Genomic DNA, 17788 nt, shown 5'->3' with positions numbered 1-17788 from the left:
GCGGGGAAGGGCGTCCGGCCTGAAAGGAAAGGGTCTGGAAATCGGTCCTTAGATCATAGGGGGCCGCGCGCCGTTCAAGGCGGAAAAGGCCGTTTCATGGGCGTCGTGGATCACGGGCCTGAACCAGGAGAGCCATTCGCCTGTTCTCTCACCACAACGGAAACGGAGACGGGCGTGAATCCGGAAGTCATCCTCGAAAACCAGATCTTTCAGTTCTTCGCCGATTTCCTCCGCACCTTGCCGCAGATCCTGGTGGCGCTTGCCGTTCTGGTGGCGACCTGGTTCCTGTCGCGCGTGGGGAAGCGGGTGATGACGCGCGAGCTGGGCCGCACGCGCATGCGCCGGTCGCTGGCCGAGGTGCTGGAAATGCTGGTCGCCATCAGCATCTGGATGGGCGGGCTGATGATCGCCGCGACCATCGCCTTTCCCAGCGTGACGCCGGCCCGCGTGGTGACGGCGCTGGGGCTCGGCTCCATCGCCATCGGCTTCGCCTTCAAGGACATACTGGAGAACTTCATCGCCGGCATCCTGATCCTCTACCGCGAGCCCTTCCGGCTGGACGACTACATCGACTGCGACGGGATCGAAGGGCGGGTGGAGGAGATCACCATCCGTGACACCCACATCCGCCAGACCGACGGGCAGCGCGTGGTGATGCCCAACGCCATGCTCTACCGCCAGCCGGTGCGCGTCCTGACCGACCTCGACCGCCGCCGCACCACCGTCATGTGCGGCGTCGGCTATGGCGAGGACGTGGACCGGGCGCGCGAGGTCATCCGGGGGGCGGTGGAGGGGCTGCCGACCGTGCGCAAGGACCAGCCCGTGCAGATCTTCGCCAAGGCCTTCGGCGAGAGCAGCATCGACTTCGAGGTGACCTGGTGGACGGGCGCCAAGCCGGTGGACATCCGCCGCTCCCGCGACGAGGTTGTGGCGTCGGTGAAGCGGGCGCTGGACGAGGCGGGGATCGAGATTCCCTTCCCCTACCGCACCCTCACCTTCAAGGAGCCGGTCGCCCTGGCGCGGGACGAGACCGGACGGGAGGGGGCCGGGCGGGACGAGCCCCGCAAACAGGAGACGGCGCGCGGGGGGCCGCGCGCCGTCTCGTAAGCCGGATAAGGAGCTGCCTCACACGCGGGCGACGGTCGCCGCACCCCAGGTGGTGCGCCAGCGGCTCTTCACCATGAAGAGGCCGGCCAGCGCCACGAGCGCCAGTCCCGCGAAGATCAGCAGCCCCATCTGGTAGGTGCCGAACCACTGCTTCGACAGGCCGAGGCTGGAGGCGAGATAGAAGCCGCCGATGCCGCCGGCCATGCCGACCAGCCCGGTCATGACGCCCATCTCCTTGCGGAAGCGCTGGGGCACGAGCTGGAACACCGCACCATTGCCCATGCCCAGCGCCTGCATGGCGCAGGCGAAGGCGACCAGCGCCATCCAGGATTCGGGCAGCCGCACGCTCACCAGCATCAGGAAGGCCGCGGCCACGGCGTACATGACGCTGAGCGAGCGGATGCCGCCGACGCGGTCGGCCATCATCCCGCCGAGCGGCCGCATCATGGAGCCGCAGAAGACGCAGGCCGCCGTGAAGTAGCCCGCCATCACGGGGCTGAGGCCGTATTCGTCGCTGAAATAGATCGTCAGCGAGGAGGCCAGCCCGACGAAGCCGCCGAAGGTCACGCTGTAGAAGAACATGAACCACCAGGCGTCCGCCTCGCGGAAGACCGCCAGATACTGCTTCATGGTCTTGGGCGGCGGTGCGTCGGGGCTGTCCTTGGCGACCAGGGCGAAGACCAGGAGGGTGCCGACGAGCGGCAGCAGCACGATGCCGAACACGTTGCCCCAGCCGTACCAGGCGGCCAGCGTCGGCGCGAAGAGTGCCGCGAAGACCGTGCCCGAGTTGCCGGCTCCGGCGATGCCGAGCGCCGTTCCCTGATGCTCCGGCGGGTACCAGCGCGAGGCGAGCGGCAGCGCCACCGCGAAGGAGGCGCCGGCGACGCCGAGGAAGACCGCCAGCAGCATCACTTGCGTGAAGCTGTCCACCCCGAAGCCCCAGGCGAGCGCCAGCGCCGCGATGACCAGCACCTGCCCGAACAGTCCGGTGGCCTTCGGACCGATCCGGTCCACCAGCAGCCCCATGACGAAGCGCAGCAGCGCACCGGACAGGACGGGGGTGGCGACCATCAGCCCGCGCTGGGCCGGGCTGAGCGACAGGTCCGCCGCGATCTGCACGGCCAGAGGCCCAAGCAGGACCCAGACCATGAAGCTCATGTCGAAATAGAGGAACGCGGAGAGGAGGGTGGGCGGGTGTCCGGCCTTCCAGAAACTCGTTTGCATGACAGATCTCGCTACCAGGAAGCGGGGCGTTCTCCCCGCCTCCGCTTCGCTCGAGGCGTGGAGGCGGGCGGGACATGCGTTCGCAGCCGCGGTCTTCCCTGCACCGGTCATGCCAGGATGCGCCCGATCACCCCTTTGCGCGGGATGAGGGCACCCGCGGCTGGCCCGAACCGTGCAGAGCCTTAGGAATGAGTGGACTCATTCCTAAGGATGAGGTCGGAAAGCAACGTTAGGCCGAAGGGCCTGGGGTGCCGAAGAATGATCAAGAATTAGCCAGCTTGTCCAATCGCTGGATTTTTGATCGGATTTCGTGCATTCAGGGCCGCCGGTTGAATGAGGATCGATGACGTGAACGCCCTCTCCTCCAGCCAGCTGCCCTCCAGCCAGCTCCGGGTCCAGTTCGGCTTCCTCAGCGAGACGGGCAAGCGCCCGCGCAACGAGGATTACCTCGGCGTCTGCCTCGGCACGCCGGGCCAGCGCGCGCGCCAGGGCATCGTCGCGGCGCTGGCCGATGGGGTGGCCGGTGCCAAGGGCGGACGCGTTGCCGCCGAGCTGACCATCCGCAGCTTCATCGAAGGCTATTACGCCCAGCCCGAGACGCTTGGCGTCCAGCGCGCGGCCGCGGCGGCCATCGAGGCGGTCAACCGCTGGATCGTCGCCCAGGGGCGCAGCGACCCGGAGATGGAGAACGCCTCCTGCACCTTCGCGGCCCTCGTCCTGGCGGGGCGCAAGGCGCATGTGCTGCATGTCGGCGACAGCCGCGTCTACCGGCTGAGCGAGGGACGGCTCACCCGCCTGACGGAGGACCACACCCTCAGGAACCCGAACCTGTCCCACGTGCTCTACCGCGCCATCGGGATCGAGGAAGCCGTGCGGCTCGACCATCTGGCGCTGACCTTGCGCCCGCACGACCGTTTCCTGATCTGCAGCGACGGGGTGCACGGCGCGCTCGATGACGGCGCCATCCGGGACCTGCTGCTGCGGCGCTCGGCACCGGAGGAGGCCGCGCGCGAGCTGGTGGAGGCGGCGCTCGGCGCCGGCAGCGCCGACAACAGCAGCGCCATCGTGCTGGACGTGGTCGGGCTCCCCGCCATCGCGCAGGAGGAGCTGGAGGTCACCATGGCGTCGCTGCCGATCCAGGATCCGCCGCCATCCAGCGGCGACCGGGTGGACGGCCTCACCCTCGGGCCGCTGCTGTCGGAAGGGCGCTACAGCCGGCTCTTCCGTCTGGCTGAGCCGGTGGACGGGCGCGCGGCGGTCATCAAGTTTCCGCAGCCCGCCGTCGCGGCGGACGCGACCTACCGCATGGCCTTCATCCGCGAGGCCTGGGTGGCGGCGCGCGTGCACAGCCCCTGGGTCGGCGAGCTGATCGAGCCGCCGGTCGAGCGGCCCTCCTGCCTCTATTCGCTGATGCCCTATTACGAGGGCGAGACGCTGGAACAGCGGCTGCGCCGCAAGCCGCGCCTGCCGCTCCAGGAAGGGGTGGAGATCGCCATCAAGCTCTCCCGCGCGGTGAGCGCCCTCCACCGGGCCGGCATCATCCACCGCGACATCAAGCCGGACAACGTCATCCTCCAGCGGGACGGCGGGCTGAAGCTGATCGACCTCGGCGTGGTGCGCCTGCCGCAGGTCGAGGATTTCCCCGTTGCCGACATTCCCGGCACGCCCAGCTTCATGGCGCCGGAGCTGTTCCGGGGGGAGGGCGGCGACGAGCTGACCGACCTCTACGCGCTGGGCGTCACCGTCTACCGCGCCTTCAGCGGCGCCTATCCCTACGGCGAGGTGGAGCCCTTCAGCCGGCCGCGCTTCACGAAGGCCGCTCCCCTGTCGCGCCACCGGCCCGACCTGCCGGCCTGGCTCGACCTCCTGCTGGCGCGGGCCACGGCGGCGGACCCGAAGGACCGCTTCGGCGACGTGATCGAGTTCGCGCTGGAGCTGGAGAACGGGCTGGCGCGTGGCCGCCCGGTCATCGTGCGGCGTGTGCCGCTCTACGACCGCGACCCCGTCCGCTTCTGGCAGATCCTCTGCCTGCTGCTTCTGCTCGCGCTCATCGCGGCCCTGTTGGGCGATTGAGGGAGTTTCCGCGGGGCGCCTCAACTATGCCCTTTTTCTTGGAGTAATAGCTCATCCGTTCGGGTAGGTGGCTCGTACTTAATCGCACAACACATCACAGGGAGTGCGGGTCATGAGCGGTACCATGGAACTGGTCGAGTTCGGCAAATCCGACATCCAGAACGCCGTGTCCAAGATGTCCAAGGCGGAGATCGACAAGCTGGCCTTCGGCGCGATCCAGCTCGACGCCAAGGGGACGATCCTCCAGTACAACCTCATGGAAGGCCAGATCACCGGCCGCCAGCCCGGCCAGGTGCTGGGCAAGAACTTCTTCACCGAAGTGGCGCCCTGCACCAACACCCCGGCCTTCAAGGGCGCCTTCGACAAGGGTGTCGCGTCGGGCGACCTGAACACGATGATCGAATACACCTTCGACTACAACATGAAGCCGACGAAGGTGAAGGTGCACATGAAGAAGGCCCTGATCGGCGACAGCTACTGGGTCTTCGTGAAGCGCCTCTGACGCCCCGGCCCATCCTCCAGCCCACCCGTTCACGACCGTGCCCCGCAACCCCACCGGCAAGAGTGGAGACACCGAGATGCTCGCCAAGGCGCCGTCCTTCCTGGACCGCGAGGCCGCCGTCCGCGTCCTCAACGACCTTCTGACCGAAGAGCTGAAGAGCCTCCGGCCGGGCGGTGCCGCGTCCTTCGGGCCGGGCTGGGGGGCGGAGACCTCGGTGACGGCGCCGAGGCCGGGTGGCATCGGCGCGGATTCCCTGGAGCTTCTGGCGCTGGCGACCGCGGTCGCCCAGCGCTTCAACCTCCAGGACTGCGGGATCGAGGACTATCTCCTCGTCCGCACCACGCTGGGGGAATGGGCGGATCTGGTGATCGAGGGGCTGCGGCGGGGCTGCCGGCGCCTGACCTTCCGGACGTCCGGCAGCACCGGCGCCGCCAAGCCCTGCACCCATGACATCTCCATCCTGGAGCAGGAAGTGGACGCGCTGGAGGTGCTGTTCGCCGGGCGCCGCCGCATCCTGTCCACCGTGCCCTCGCACCACATCTACGGCTTCCTCTTCACGGTGCTGCTGCCCCGCCGGCTCGGCATTCCGGTCGTCGACGTGCGCTCGCGCGGTCCGGCGGCGCTGGCCCGCATCGCCGAGCCGGGCGACCTCATCGTCGGCTTCCCCTCCTACTGGAAGCTGCTGCCGCTTTCCGTGCGCTTCGCCCCGGACGTGGAGGGCACGAGTTCGACGGCGCCTCTGCCGGCCGGCACCGCCGACGCGCTGGCGCTCTGCGGCCTCGGGCGGCTGGTCGAGATCTACGGCTCGTCGGAAACGGGGGGCGTTGGATGGCGTCTGGCGCCCGGTTCCTCCTTCACGCTCTTCCCCCATTGGGAACAGGATCCGGCGGTGCCGGACGGTCTGGTCCGGCTGGACAGCCGGGGCCGCCCGGAGCGCCACCTCCTCAGCGACCATCTGGATTGGCTCGACGCGCGGCGCTTCCAGGTCAAGGGACGGCGGGACGGGGCGGTTCAGGTCGGCGGCATCAACGTCTTCCCCGACCGCGTGGCGGAGATCCTCTCCCGCCATCCCGCCGTGTCCGAGGCGCGCGTCCGGCTGATGCGGCCGGAAGAGGGCGAGCGGCTGAAGGCCTTCATCGTGCCGAGCGCGGCCGAGCCGGAGGAGGAACTGCGCGCCAGCCTGACCGCTTGGGTCGACGAGCACCTCTCCTCTCCGGAACGCCCGCGTGCCTTCGCCTTTGGTGCTGCGCTGCCCGTCAACGCAATGGGAAAGGCGGCGGACTGGTGAGGTCCGCCGCCTTCTGACTCAGCCGGGCCGCGATGGCCCGGCCGTTACTCCGCCTTGCGCTTGGCGCGGCGCGACAGGAGATTCAGCCCCTCGATGAGGGCGGAGAAGGCCATGGCCGCGTAGATGTAGCCCTTGGGCACATGGGCGCCGAAGCCCTCGGCGATCAGGGTCGTGCCGATCAGCAGCAGGAAGCCGAGCGCCAGCATCACGACCGTCGGGTTCGCGTTGATGAAGTTCGCCATCGGCGTCGCGGCGAAGAGCATTACGGCCACGGTGACCAGCACGGCGATGACCATGATCACGACATGGTCGGTCATGCCGACCGCCGTGATGATGCTGTCGATCGAGAAGACGAGGTCGAGCACCAGGATCTGGCCGATGGCCGCGGCGAAGCCCAGCGACGCGGTCTTGCGGTCGAAGACGTCCGGTGCCGGGTTGTGGTCGACGTTGTGGTGGATTTCCTTGGTGGCCTTCCAGACCAGGAACAGGCCGCCCGCGATGAGGATCAGGTCGCGCCAGGAGAGACCCTGGCCGAACACGCTGATCACCGGTTCGGTCAGCTGCACGATGATGGCGATGGTGCCGAGCAGGCCGAGCCGCAGGAGCAACGCCATGCCGATGCCGATGCGGCGGGCCCTCTCCCGCTGGTGCTCCGGCAGCTTGTTCGTCAGAATCGAGATGAAGATGAGGTTGTCGATGCCGAGCACGACTTCCATCGCGATCAGCGTCAGGAGCGCCGCCCAGGCGGCGGGGTCGGAGGCGAGAGCGATCAGATACTCGGTCACTGCACAGCCTCACGACCGGTCATGAACGGAATCGCTGTGGGACAGGAGACGGAATGGTTCTGGGGCGATGAGTGCATCGGTCCCTCCAAGTGCGGTTACGCCCGTCGGCGCAAGAGCAGGTGAAGAGATCCGACATCGCGACCACGTCTAAGTCGCCAGAGGGGCCCGGATCCAAGCAACAGGGACTTGGTGCCAAGCGGCTGCTCTTTCAAGACCCCTGTTTTCCGAAAAACGCATTTCCGGAAAAGCGTGCGTGCCTGTTCATCCTCTCTCACCCTCGCCCGAGGGCCGCTAATTTCGCGAAAGCAGCGCCGGGGATCCGGCGAACTGATCGGCCGCTTCCAGCAAGCCGATCAGTTCGCGCGACAGCCACCATTTGCCGCGCTTGCGCTCGGCCCGTGACACTTCGATCACCCGGCCGACGAGGGCGGCTTCCAGGGCATCGAAGGTCCGGCTCCGGCGCAGGGCGACCTCCACGAGGCTCGCCAGCGATCTGTCCCGGGCGGTGATCTCGATGGGGGTGTCCAGCATGTCGGCCAGCCGGGCGAGCCGGGAGAGCTGTCCTAGCGCCTCCGCCGTTCCGACCGCCGCGACCTGCCGGAAGGCCGCCGCGACATGGCCGCCGTCCTCGGCCCGCCAGACTTTGCCCGGAGAGAGGATTCCCCGCTGCGCGAACTGCGCCTGGACGTCGTTGACGAACCCGACCTGTTCGATCAGCGGTTCGGGCATGCCGTGCGCCGTCAGCGCGGCCAGCTGTCGCGACAGCGCGGGCACGAGGCCCTCATGGACGGTGTTGCCCAGTTCGCGCAGGGCCTGACTGACCAGGGCGCGCTCACGGTCGCCGGCAACCGGCTCCAGCCTGCGGACGAGATCATGCCAGTCCAGGAAGCGCTTCAACGGCACCGCCGGGCCGTCGGCACCCGGATCAACGGCGGCCGCTCCGGCCGGGGCGAGGGAGCGGGCGTGCAGCGCGGCCCGCAGGGTTTCGGCGGCGAGGAGCAGGCGCCCGGTGATGCCGTCCCGGACGACTGGCAGGGGAAAGGCCTCGTGCAGCCGGGCGCCCAGCGCCGGCTCATCCCTGCGGTGCAGCGCGGCCAGCGCGAACAGGGCGGCACCCATTGGGCCGCAGGAGCCGTCCCCGGCCATGCCGCGCGCCGCGTCCACCGGGTCCTCCCCGTGAAGGCCGCCGGGCGGGCGGGCACGCCAGGCCGGCGCCGCCTCAAGGGCGATTTCGATCACCGCGATGTCGGACCGCGCCACATCGTCGCGCTGGCGGATGCCCTCCTGCCTGAGAAGCTGCGCGCGGTAGCCCGTGACCTCCGCCAGCACCGCGCCGGCCTCGGCCGGGCGGGCGCGCAGCCCGGCCAGCACGGCGAGGCTGCCCTGCCGCAGCTCCTCGGCCCAGCCCCAGGCCAGGGGGGAGTCGAAGATCTCGTTGAGCGGCTGCTCCCTGGACAGGCGGGTGACGGCCTGCTGGACGTGCCGGACCTGGGGTTCCATGCGGCTGGACAGCGCGAACCACCAAGCGCCGAGGTCGGCGAGATGCAGGCATCCGGGGAGCCGCACCCCGCTGTGCAGCACGGCATCGTCGCGGACGAGCAGCGGATCGAACCAGCCCGTCCAGAGCCGCCGCGCATGCTCGGAACGGCGGCCGTTGATCATCTCCACCAGCAGCTTCGCGACGGGCTCGGTCATCTCCTCCAGGCAGCCGCCGCGGATCATCCGGTACAGGTGCAGCTTCTGCCAGTGGTTCATCGGCGCCAGCGCGTCCGACACGCGCTTCAGGCCGCCATCCGGATCGGCGCGCAGGCCGGCGAGGGACAGGGAAGGACCAGGGCCGGGAATGGCCGCAGCCCGCACATCGCCTTGCACCGGAGTATTCGGCATTCCGTGTTCCGCCCGAATGAGGAGGCGGCGCGCACCGTGGCGGTGCGTCCCGCGCGCCACCAGATGTAGCCGATCACGCAGGCTATGTTGCCGATCATTTTCCTAAAATTTGTGACAATCCTCTTTGAAGTCCGGTGCGCATCCGCAATGCCGGCCGGGCTTGCCTGCCGCCCGGCCTTTGCGCGATGCCCGCCCTCAGGTTTCCCGGCTCGGGCTGGCGCCGGCCTCGGCGGCGGCACCCTGCTGGACGGCCTGTTCGCGGTAGAAGATGAAGAGACCGCTGCCGATGATCACGGCGGCACCCAGCAGCATGCGGGCGGTGGGCGCGGTGCCCCAGACCAGCAGGTCGAGCGCCACCGCCCAGACGATGGACACATACTGGAAAGGCACCACCACGGCGGCCGGGCTGATCTGGAGCGAGCGGTTCATCGCCACATGCGCGCTCAGCGCGACCACGCCCAGCAGTCCCAGCAGCAGGAAGTCCGTCATGGTCGCGGGCGGCGTCCAGGCCACCGGCAGGGCGACGCCGCCGGCGAAGAGGGCGCCGAAGGTCTGGTAGCTGACGAGCGTCAGGCTTGAGGATTCGCGCAGCATCCGGGTGGTGATCAAACCCACCGAGAAGACGAAGGTGCCGAGCAGCGCGATCAGCGACGGCATCAGCTCGAAGTCGCCGGTCGGGTTCAGCACCATCACCACTCCGCCGAAGCCGACCAGAACGGCGGCCCAGCGCCGCCAGCCGACCTTCTCCCGCAGCAGCACGACCGACAGCGCCGTCACCATCAGCGGTGCGGCCATGTAGATCGTCATGACGTTGGCGAGCGGCAGGTGTCGCACCGCGAGATAGAACAGGCCCATCTCCCCCGTCACGCAGGCGACGCGCAGCAGGTGGAATCCGGTGCGGCCGCCGCCGAACACCCGGCGCAGCCCCTGGCGGGTGACGAAGGGCATCAGGATCGCGACCGCGAACAGGCTGCGCACCGCCATCACCACGGCGATGGAATAGTCGGCGACCAGCCACTTGCCCAGCGCGTCGTTGAAGGTGAAGAGCGACATGCCCAGCACCATGAACAGGATGCCGGCGCGGCTGTCGGAGGCCGGGGAAGCGATGGCTGCGGTCATGGGACTTTGCTCTGTGGAAGGGGAACCGGTGCTGGCGGGCCGTGGCTGGAGCCGCGGCCCGCCAGCACCGGATGGGGCCGGGATCAGGCGGGCAGGCTGCCGCCCAGCTCGTCCTCGATGTGCACGCGGATGATCTCGTCGAAGGAGCGCTCCGCCGTGAAGCCGAGCGACGCCGCCCGGCTCGCGTCGAAGTCGCGCGCCCAGCCCGCGACCATCTTCGCGATGAAGGGGTCGGGCTCGCGCCGGATCAGCGCCACGGCCTTGTCGCCGGCGGCGCGGCGCAAGGCCTCGATCTGCTCGCCGACCGTGGCGGACAGGCCGGGCATGGACAGGTTGCGGCGCCAGCCGAGCCGGTCTAGATCCATGGTGGCGGCGTGCAGCAGGAATCCCACCGCCGCGCGCGGGCTGGCGTGCCAGTGCCGGACATCCTCCGACACGGGAAGGACGGCCTCCTTCCCGACCAGCGGCTCGCGCAGGATGTTGGAGAAGAAGCCCGAGGCCGCCTTGTTCGGCGCGCCGGGGCGGATGCAGATCGTCGGCAGGCGGATGCCGATGCCGTCGAAGAAGCCGCGCCGCGAATAGTCGGAGAGCAGCAGCTCGCCGATGGCCTTCTGGGTGCCGTAGCTGGTCAGCGGCGTGTTGAAGAATTCATCGCCGATCTTCTCCGGGAAGGGGGCTCCGAACACCGCGATGGAGGAGGTGAAGACGACCCGCGGCTTGTAGGGCGCCTTCATGCCTTCCAGCCGGATGGCGTCGAACAGGAAGCGCGTGCCGTCCAGGTTGATGCGGTAGCCCTTGTCGAAATCGGCCTCCGCCTCGCCCGACACGATGGCGGCGAGGTGGAAGACGGCGTCGGGGCGCGCGGCGATCAGACGCTCGGCGACGCCCGGCTCCGAGACGTCCACCGCCTCGGTCCGGACCTCGCCCGTGAAGCCGGCGGGGTGCTGCGGCTCGACGACGTCCACCAGCGTCAGGGCGGAGACCTCCGCGTTGCCGAGCCGCCCGTCGGCGGCGAGACGTTCGGTCAGCTTGCGGCCGACCATGCCGGCCGCTCCGATGATCAGGATGTGCATGTTTCTTCCAAGCCGTTCTTCTTGCGCGCGGGACGCGGTTTATGGACGGGGCGAAGGCGCCGGGTCAGGCCAGCCGCACCGTCTTGCCGGGGTTCATGATGTTGTGGGGGTCGAGCGCGCGCTTGATGTCGCGCATGAGGTTCACGGCCTCGCCATGCTCGACCTCCATGGCGTCCAGCTTGTGGAAGCCGACGCCATGCTCGCCGGTGCAGGTGCCGCCCATGCGGATGGCGCGCAGGCTGACCCTCTTCGACAGCGCGTCGGCGCGCGCGCACTCGTCCGGGTCGTTCGGGTCGAACAGGATGCTGAGGTGGAAGTTGCCGTCGCCGACATGGCCGACGATGGGCGCGACCAGTCCGGTCTGCGCCACGTCGGCGTGGGTCTCCAGGATGCAGGCGGCGAGTTCCGAGATCGGCACGCAGGCGTCCGTCGCCATGGCGCGCTTGCCCGGCACCAGCGCCATGCAGGCGAAATAGACCTCGTGCCGGGCCTTCCACAGCCGGGTGCGGTCCTCCGGCCGGGTGGCGTGGATGTAGGCGCTGCCGCCATGCTCGTCGGAGATGGCCTGCATCATCTCCATCTGCTCGGCCACCGCGGCGGGGGAGCCGTGGAACTCCAGGAACAGCGTCGGCGTCTCGGCATAGCCCTCCAGCTTGGAGTGACGGATGCAGGCGCGCATCTGCATGTCGTCCAGCAGCTCGATGCGGGCCATGGGGATGCTCATCTGCATCGCCGCGACCACCGTGTTGACCGCGCTCGTCAGGTCGGGGAACTGGCACACCGCCGCCGTGATCTGTTCCGGCAGGCCGTAGAGGCGCAGCTGGATCTCCGTGATGATGCCGAGCGTGCCCTCGCTGCCGACATAGAGGCGGGTCAGGTCGTAGCCGGAGGAGGATTTGCGGGCGCGCCCGCCGGTGCGGACGATGCGCCCGTCGGGCGTGACCACCGTCAGCCCCATGACGTTGTCGCGCATCGTGCCGTAGCGCACGGCGTTCGTGCCGCTGGCGCGCGTCGCCGACATGCCGCCGATGGACGCGTTGGCGCCGGGGTCGATGGGGAAGAACAGGCCGGTCGCGCGGATCTCCGTGTTGAGCTGCTCGCGCGTCACGCCCGCCTGGACGCGGCAGTCGAGCGAGTCCGCGTTGACCTCCAGCACCCGGTTCATGTTGGTCATGTCGATGGTGACGCCGCCGGCGAGCGGCACCACATGCCCCTCGAGCGAGGAGCCGGCGCCGAACGGCACGATCGGCACGCGGGACGCGCTGCACAGGCGCGCGACCGCCGCGACCTCCTCGTTCGTCTCGGGATAGACGACGATGTCCGGCAGGACGGCGTCTGCCAGCCCTTCGCCGCGGCTGTGATGCTCGCGCACCGCCTGCGACGTCACGGCACGATCCCCGAGCAGCGCCTTCAGTTCGGCGAGAAGACCGGCCACCACCGGCGCCGCCGGGCGCTCCAGAAGACCATCAGGCATCACGAACTCCATTCGATTCAAAAACAAAGGTCAAACGGTGCAGCGTCGAGTCCGTCTCAGGTCATGCCCGCGGAGGCCAGGACGAAGATGGTGTTGTCGAAATGGTCGGTCATCGCGCGTTCGGCGGCGGCCGCGTTCTGCGCCGAGATCGCCTGCGCCACCGCCTCGTGGATGCGGATCTGGTCGAAGCGCTGTTCGTCCGTGCGGCGGCAGCCCCAGGTCAGGGGCCAGACCTGGCGCACCACCGGTTCCAGCGAGCCGACCATCAGCCCGAACATCGGGTTGCAGGAGGCGCGCGCGATGGCCGTGTGGAAGGCCACGTCATGCTCCATCATCCGCTCCGGCCGGTCGAAATCGGCCCGCATCGCCGCGGTGAGCGCCAGGATGTCCGTGGACTGGCTTGCCGTGCGGCGGAGTGCGGCCAGCCCGGCGGTCCGGATCTCGATCGTGCGGCGGAAGTCGAAGACCTGCTGGACCGAGATCTGGTTGCAGTGGACGGCGTGGTCGAGCATCAGCCCCAGCACGTCGTCGTTGATCGAGGACACGCGCGCGCGCCGGCCGTTGCCGATGTCGATGATCCCGAGCGAGCCGAGGGAGCGGAAGGCCTCCCGCACGCTGGGGCGCGAGGCCCCGAGCGTCTGGGCGAAGGCGGTCTCCCCCGGCAGCCCGTCGCCGGCCCGCAGGCCGTTGGACCGGATGTGTTCGATCAGCGCCTGCATGATCCGCGAAACGACCCCGTCACCCTTCTGCGCCCCGGCATGCGCCCCGGCATGCGTTGCGGCCTGCGCCCCGGCCGGGGCCGTCCGTCCCGGGGAGGGAGAGCCCGCGTCCATGTCCGTTCCCCCGCCGCTGTCGGCGTGGGCGCTGTCCCCGGGAACCGGCGGCATGAGGGAAACCTATCAGTCAGGTCGGTGCGTGTCTGTATGAAAGGTTATTGGCGAAGCGAAGTCAATCGGCTATTGTTGCGCCAACTGACGGTCAGCGATGCGCTCCTTGGGGGCGTCCGCCCTCCGCCGCAGCCGAACCCGCCGCAGCCCAGCCGTGACGCGGTCAACACGAAACTCTCGAACCAAATTGGGGGAAACTCTCATGAAGAAGCGCGCGAACGTGACGAAAAAGGCGCTGGCCGCCCTGGTGACCATCGCCGGCATCGGCCTGTCGGCCGTGATGCCGGCGCACGCCGCCATCCAGGAGCGCACCATCCGCGTCTCCAACGGCGTCAACCAGGACCACCCGGCCGGCAACGGCGTCAACAAGATGGCGGCCTGTGCCGCGGAGAAGTCCGGCGGCAAGATCAAGGTTCTGGGCTTCTACGGCGGCGCGCTCGGCGGCGACCTCCAGGCGACGCAGGCCCTGCGCGGCGGCACGCTGGACATGGTCATCACCTCGACCTCGCCGCTCGTCGGCATCCTCCCCGACCTCGGCGTGTTCGACCTGCCGTTCCTCTTCGCCAACGCCAAGGAGGCCGACGCGGTCCTCGACGGTGAGTTCGGCAAGTACATCTCCGACAAGATGCCGGCGCTGGGTCTCGTGAACCTCGCCTACTGGGAGAACGGCTTCCGCAACGCGACCAACTCGCGCCGTCCCATCACCAAGTGGGAGGACTTCAGCGGCGTGAAGATGCGCGTGATGCAGAACAACATCTTCCTCGACACCTTCAAGAACATGGGCGCCAACGCCGTGCCGATGGCCTTCGGCGAGGTCTTCACCGCGCTGGAGACCCGGGCCATCGACGGCCAGGAAAACCCCTTCGTCACCATCGACACCTCCAAGTACTACGAGGTGCAGAAGTACCTGTCGGTGACGCAGCACGCCTACACGCCCTTCATGGCGCTCTTCTCGAAGAAGATCTGGGACAGCTACTCCCCCGAGGAGCGCCAGATCGTCCAGGAATGCGCCATCCAGGGCCGTGATGAGCAGCGCCGCGTCCTGCGCGCCAAGTCGGACGAGTCGCTCGCCAAGCTGAAGGCGGAGGGCATGGAGGTCAACGAGCTGACCCCGGCCGAGCAGGCCCGCATGCGCGAGCAGGCCAAGGCAGTCTACGAGAAGCACGCCGACAGCATCGGCCGCGAGACCGTGGACAAGATGCTCGCCACGCTGGCCGCGATCCGCAAGCAGTAACCGCTGCCGGAACGGGTTTCGCATCCGGAGGGGGCGGCGGAAATTCCGCCGCCCTTCTTCGTTCGTGAGTGTGCCCGTGGCGGTGGCGCACGCCGGATGGCTGCGGGCCAGGGCGGGGTGCCGACGCAAAACCCCGTCCAGGCGCCTCAATTCGATCCCCCGCCTTTTAGATGCTCACCCTTCTGATTGTTTGAGAGGACGATAAACCCGCTTTCATGGGATGAAAAAGCCGCTATACTCCCACCATTGTCACGGATGATCGGGTGAGAGGACAATCGCGGTGTCCGAGGAAGGCATGAGCCGGGTGGAGAGCGTCATCCTGACCGTGGGGCAGTGGATCGTCTCGGGCGTCCACGCCCCGGGGGAGGCGCTGCCGACCGAGACGGAGTTGGTGGGCCGGCTGCGCGTCGGGCGCAACGCCGTGCGCGAGGCCGTCAAGGTGCTGGCCGCCAAGGGCCTCGTGCGGACGGAGCGCCGGGCCGGCACCATCGTGGAGCCCAAGACCCGATGGAACATGATGGACCGGGAGGTGCTGAGCTGGTCGCTCGCCAACCCGGCGATCCGCGAGCAGCTTCTGGCCGAGTTGACCGACGTGCGCCGCATCATCGAGCCGGAGGCCGCGGCACTCGCCGCGACCGCCGCGACGACCCCGGAGATGCTGCGGCTGTTCGAGGCCTGCGACCTGATGCAGACCCACGTCCACGACGCCGAGAAGGCGATCGCGTCGGACATCCTGTTCCACGAGCGGCTGTTCCTGGCCTCCCACAACCAGCTCCTGATCAGCCTCTTCCAGTCCTTCGCGGTGCTTCTGCGCAGCAATTTCCGGATCTCGATCCATTACGAGACCGGCTACATCCAGAACATCGAGGAGCATCGGCACATCGCCGAGGCCATCGCCCGGCGCGATCCCGAAGGGGCGCGCCGGGCCATGCACCATCTGCTGACCCTGGCGCAGGCCAATCTCGGCCGGGCGATGATGCTGCTGTCGGAAGGCGGCGGCCAGGGGACGCAGCAATGACGACGGAACGTCGGAACAGGGCCCCCAGGGGCCGGACGGGTGACGGAATCCGCCGACCGGACGATCCGCGCGGCGCGCGGGAACGGACCGGCGCGGGAAGGAGTGCGCTATGAAAATCGTGGATTGGTTCTTCAAGCTGTGTGACGCGGTGCTGGTCCTGTGCATCTCGGTCATGCTGGTCATGGTGTTCGGCAACGTCGTGCTGCGCGCCTTCTTCAACAGCGGCATCGACATCTCGGAAGAGCTGCCGCGCTTCATGTTCGTGTGGCTGACCTTCATCGGCGCGATCGTGGCCTTCCGCGAGGGTTCGCACCTCGGCGTGGACGCGCTGGTGCGGCTGCTGCCGCGCGCGGGCAAGAAGGTCTGCTGGGCGATCAACCAGGTCATCATGCTGGTCTGCTGCTGGTACATCTTCTACGGCACGCTGCTGCAGCACGACCTGAACGCGACCAACTACGCGCCGGTGTCCGAGATCTCCATGATCTGGGTTTACGGCATCACCTATCTCACCGGCATCGTGATCGGGATCATGTGCATCCTGAACCTCGTCCGCCTGGCGCTCGGCCGCGTGACCGAGGATGAGCTGATCCAGGTCGAGGAAGAGGGCATGCACGAAGTCAACCCGAACACGCTGAAGGGCACCGCGCCGTGACCATCTTCATCTTCGTGGGCAGCCTGCTCGGCGTCATGGCGCTGGGCCTGCCCGTCTCCTTCGCCCTGATCGTCTCCGGCCTCGCCCTGATGGCCCACATGAACATGCTCGACGCCCAGATCGTCGTGCAGAACATGTGGGACGGCGCCAACAGCTTCCCGCTGCTCGCCGTGCCCTTCTTCATGCTGGCCGGCGAGTTCATGAACGCCGGCGGCATGTCCCGGCGCATCATCGCCATGGCGCTGGCCTGGGTCGGCCACATGCGCGGCGGCCTCGGCTATGTCGCGGTCTTCGCCGCCATCGTCATGGCTTCGCTTTCCGGCTCGGCGGTCGCCGACACGGCGGCGCTCGCCTCCATCCTCCTGCCGATGATGCGGCAGGCCGGCTACGACATCCACCGGTCCGGCGGCCTGATCGCGGCCGGCGGCATCATCGCGCCGGTCATTCCGCCGTCCATTGGCATGATCCTCTTCGGCGTCGCCGGGCAGGTCTCCATCACCAAGCTGTTCCTGGCGGGCATCGTGCCGGGCATCCTGATGGGCGTGGCTCTGCTCGGCACCTGGTGGTGGCTGGCGCGGCGCGAGATCCTGACCATGCCGCCCAAGGTGCCGCTGAAGCAGCGCCTGCGCCTGACCGGCGAGGCCTTCTGGGCGCTGCTTCTGCCAGTGGTGATCATCGGCGGGCTGAAGGTCGGCATCTTCACTCCGACGGAAGCGGCGGTGGTCGCGGCGGTCTATTCGATGTTCGTCGGGCTGGTGATCTACCGCGAGATGAAGCTCTCCGACCTCTACGGACTGATGCTGGCGGCGGCGAAGACGACGGCGGTGGTCATGTTCCTGGTGGCGGCGGCGGGCATCTCGGCCTGGCTGATCACGGCGTCGAACATTCCGGCGCAGCTCGCCGAACTGCTGGCCCCGATCATGGACAACCGGCTGCTGCTGATGCTGGCGCTGATGGTGATCGTGCTGATCGTCGGCACCGCGCTGGACTTCGCCCCGACCATCCTGCTGATGGTGCCGGTGCTGATGCCGATCGTGAAGCAGGCGGGCATCGATCCGGTCTATTTCGGCGTGCTGTTCATCATGAACAACGCCATCGGCCTGATCACCCCGCCGGTCGGCACGGTGCTGAACGTGGTCTGCGGCGTCGGACGCATGTCCATGTCCAACCTGATGAAGGGCGTCGGGCCCTTCCTGCTGGCCCAGACCATCGTGCTGTTCCTGCTGGTGCTGTTCCCCGACATCGTCATGGTCCCGCTCGCCTGGTTCACCGCCCGGTAAGCCGGCGGCGCGCAATCGCGAGGGTTCAGGAGCCCCCGTCCCGTGAAACCGGGGCGGGGGTTTTCTCATGGTGCGCCCAGCATGGGCGTTCTCTTATGGGTGGAAGTCCCATCGTAAGCTGATCACGGCGAGCGAAGTGAAGCGCAACTGCGGAAGGGCGACCGACCGTGGGGAGGAAGCGTGGA

At 68.4% G+C, this 17788-nt stretch carries 15 protein-coding genes; 8 read left to right on the top strand and 7 right to left on the bottom strand.

Annotation, left to right across the window (positions count from 1 at the left end; genetic code table 11):
* Positions 1-174: 174 nt before the first annotated feature.
* Positions 175-1107 (top strand): mechanosensitive ion channel family protein, encoded by a 933-nt coding sequence (locus JUB11_RS25485; protein WP_207461603.1) that lies wholly within the window; start codon positions 175-177, stop codon positions 1105-1107.
* Positions 1108-1125: 18 nt separating this feature from the next.
* Here the strand turns inward: JUB11_RS25485 and JUB11_RS25480 are convergent, their stop codons facing one another.
* Positions 1126-2331 (bottom strand): nitrate/nitrite transporter, encoded by a 1206-nt coding sequence (locus JUB11_RS25480; protein WP_207461602.1) that lies wholly within the window; start codon positions 2329-2331, stop codon positions 1126-1128.
* A 333-nt stretch (positions 2332-2664) separates the two neighbouring features.
* On the opposite strand from JUB11_RS25480, the gene JUB11_RS25475 reads away from it, so the two are divergent.
* The 3 genes from JUB11_RS25475 (at position 2665) to pcl (ending at position 6194) form a co-directional block, all read left to right on the top strand.
* Positions 2665-4404, top strand: coding sequence for a bifunctional protein-serine/threonine kinase/phosphatase (locus JUB11_RS25475; RefSeq protein WP_207461601.1), 1740 nt, complete (start codon positions 2665-2667; stop codon positions 4402-4404).
* Positions 4405-4516: 112 nt separating this feature from the next.
* Positions 4517-4906: a photoactive yellow protein gene (gene pyp / locus JUB11_RS25470; RefSeq protein ID WP_247887317.1), complete on the top strand. Its 390-nt coding sequence runs from the start codon at positions 4517-4519 to the stop codon at positions 4904-4906.
* Positions 4907-4982: 76 nt separating this feature from the next.
* The gene (gene pcl / locus JUB11_RS25465) at positions 4983-6194 is read left to right on the top strand and encodes a 4-coumarate--CoA ligase (protein ID WP_207461600.1); all 1212 of its coding nucleotides are present in this window, start codon (positions 4983-4985) and stop codon (positions 6192-6194) included.
* Positions 6195-6238: 44 nt separating this feature from the next.
* On the opposite strand, the gene JUB11_RS25460 is transcribed toward pcl, so the two are convergent.
* The 6 genes from JUB11_RS25460 to JUB11_RS25435 form a co-directional block, all read right to left on the bottom strand.
* Positions 6239-6979, bottom strand: coding sequence for a TerC family protein (locus JUB11_RS25460; RefSeq protein WP_348771505.1), 741 nt, complete (start codon positions 6977-6979; stop codon positions 6239-6241).
* Between the two features lie 291 nt (positions 6980-7270).
* Positions 7271-8866 (bottom strand): hypothetical protein, encoded by a 1596-nt coding sequence (locus JUB11_RS25455; protein WP_207461599.1) that lies wholly within the window; start codon positions 8864-8866, stop codon positions 7271-7273.
* A 195-nt stretch (positions 8867-9061) separates the two neighbouring features.
* Complete coding sequence (locus JUB11_RS25450; RefSeq protein ID WP_207461598.1) at positions 9062-9985, bottom strand: DMT family transporter; 924 nt, start codon at positions 9983-9985, stop codon at positions 9062-9064.
* 83 nt (positions 9986-10068) lie between these two features.
* Positions 10069-11058 (bottom strand): D-erythronate dehydrogenase, encoded by a 990-nt coding sequence (gene denD / locus JUB11_RS25445; protein ID WP_207461597.1) that lies wholly within the window; start codon positions 11056-11058, stop codon positions 10069-10071.
* A gap of 64 nt (positions 11059-11122) precedes the next feature.
* A complete protein-coding gene (locus JUB11_RS25440; RefSeq protein WP_207461596.1) occupies positions 11123-12532 on the bottom strand; it encodes an FAD-linked oxidase C-terminal domain-containing protein in 1410 nt (469 codons plus the stop codon).
* A gap of 56 nt (positions 12533-12588) precedes the next feature.
* Complete coding sequence (locus JUB11_RS25435) at positions 12589-13419, bottom strand: FadR/GntR family transcriptional regulator (protein WP_207461595.1); 831 nt, start codon at positions 13417-13419, stop codon at positions 12589-12591.
* A gap of 202 nt (positions 13420-13621) precedes the next feature.
* Here JUB11_RS25435 and JUB11_RS25430 point away from each other — a divergent pair, with 202 nt between their 5' ends.
* The 4 genes from JUB11_RS25430 (at position 13622) to JUB11_RS25415 (ending at position 17603) form a co-directional block, all read left to right on the top strand.
* Positions 13622-14653, top strand: a complete 1032-nt coding sequence (locus JUB11_RS25430) for a TRAP transporter substrate-binding protein (protein ID WP_207461594.1) — start codon at positions 13622-13624, stop codon at positions 14651-14653.
* 280 nt (positions 14654-14933) lie between these two features.
* Positions 14934-15671, top strand: a complete 738-nt coding sequence (locus tag JUB11_RS25425; RefSeq protein ID WP_207461593.1) for a FadR/GntR family transcriptional regulator — start codon at positions 14934-14936, stop codon at positions 15669-15671.
* A 109-nt stretch (positions 15672-15780) separates the two neighbouring features.
* Positions 15781-16323, top strand: a complete 543-nt coding sequence (locus JUB11_RS25420) for a TRAP transporter small permease (protein WP_207461592.1) — start codon at positions 15781-15783, stop codon at positions 16321-16323.
* Positions 16320-17603, top strand: a complete 1284-nt coding sequence (locus JUB11_RS25415) for a TRAP transporter large permease subunit (protein ID WP_207461591.1) — start codon at positions 16320-16322, stop codon at positions 17601-17603. The genes JUB11_RS25420 and JUB11_RS25415 overlap by 4 nt, the downstream gene beginning before the upstream one ends.
* Positions 17604-17788: the final 185 nt, after the last annotated feature.

This window comes from Azospirillum sp. SYSU D00513 (assembly GCF_017356015.1).
In the GTDB taxonomy this organism is placed as follows: domain Bacteria; phylum Pseudomonadota; class Alphaproteobacteria; order Azospirillales; family Azospirillaceae; genus Azospirillum.
The sequence above is the reverse complement of the archived record's forward strand: the minus strand, read 5'-3'. Positions and strand labels throughout refer to the sequence as shown.

Bases quoted from the DNA above. Each gene is read 5' to 3' on its own strand.
- JUB11_RS25480 (WP_207461602.1), bottom strand. From the start codon at position 2,331: ATGCAAACGAGTTTCTGGAAGGCCGGACACCCGCCCACCCTCCTCTCC.
- JUB11_RS25475 (WP_207461601.1), top strand. From the start codon at position 2,665: ATGAGGATCGATGACGTGAACGCCCTCTCCTCCAGCCAGCTGCCCTCC.
- pyp (WP_247887317.1), top strand. From the start codon at position 4,517: ATGAGCGGTACCATGGAACTGGTCGAGTTCGGCAAATCCGACATCCAG.
- pcl (WP_207461600.1), top strand. From the start codon at position 4,983: ATGCTCGCCAAGGCGCCGTCCTTCCTGGACCGCGAGGCCGCCGTCCGC.
- JUB11_RS25455 (WP_207461599.1), bottom strand. From the start codon at position 8,866: ATGCCGAATACTCCGGTGCAAGGCGATGTGCGGGCTGCGGCCATTCCC.
- JUB11_RS25450 (WP_207461598.1), bottom strand. From the start codon at position 9,985: ATGACCGCAGCCATCGCTTCCCCGGCCTCCGACAGCCGCGCCGGCATC.
- denD (WP_207461597.1), bottom strand. From the start codon at position 11,058: ATGCACATCCTGATCATCGGAGCGGCCGGCATGGTCGGCCGCAAGCTG.
- JUB11_RS25440 (WP_207461596.1), bottom strand. From the start codon at position 12,532: ATGCCTGATGGTCTTCTGGAGCGCCCGGCGGCGCCGGTGGTGGCCGGT.
- JUB11_RS25435 (WP_207461595.1), bottom strand. From the start codon at position 13,419: ATGCCGCCGGTTCCCGGGGACAGCGCCCACGCCGACAGCGGCGGGGGA.
- JUB11_RS25430 (WP_207461594.1), top strand. From the start codon at position 13,622: ATGAAGAAGCGCGCGAACGTGACGAAAAAGGCGCTGGCCGCCCTGGTG.
- JUB11_RS25420 (WP_207461592.1), top strand. From the start codon at position 15,781: ATGAAAATCGTGGATTGGTTCTTCAAGCTGTGTGACGCGGTGCTGGTC.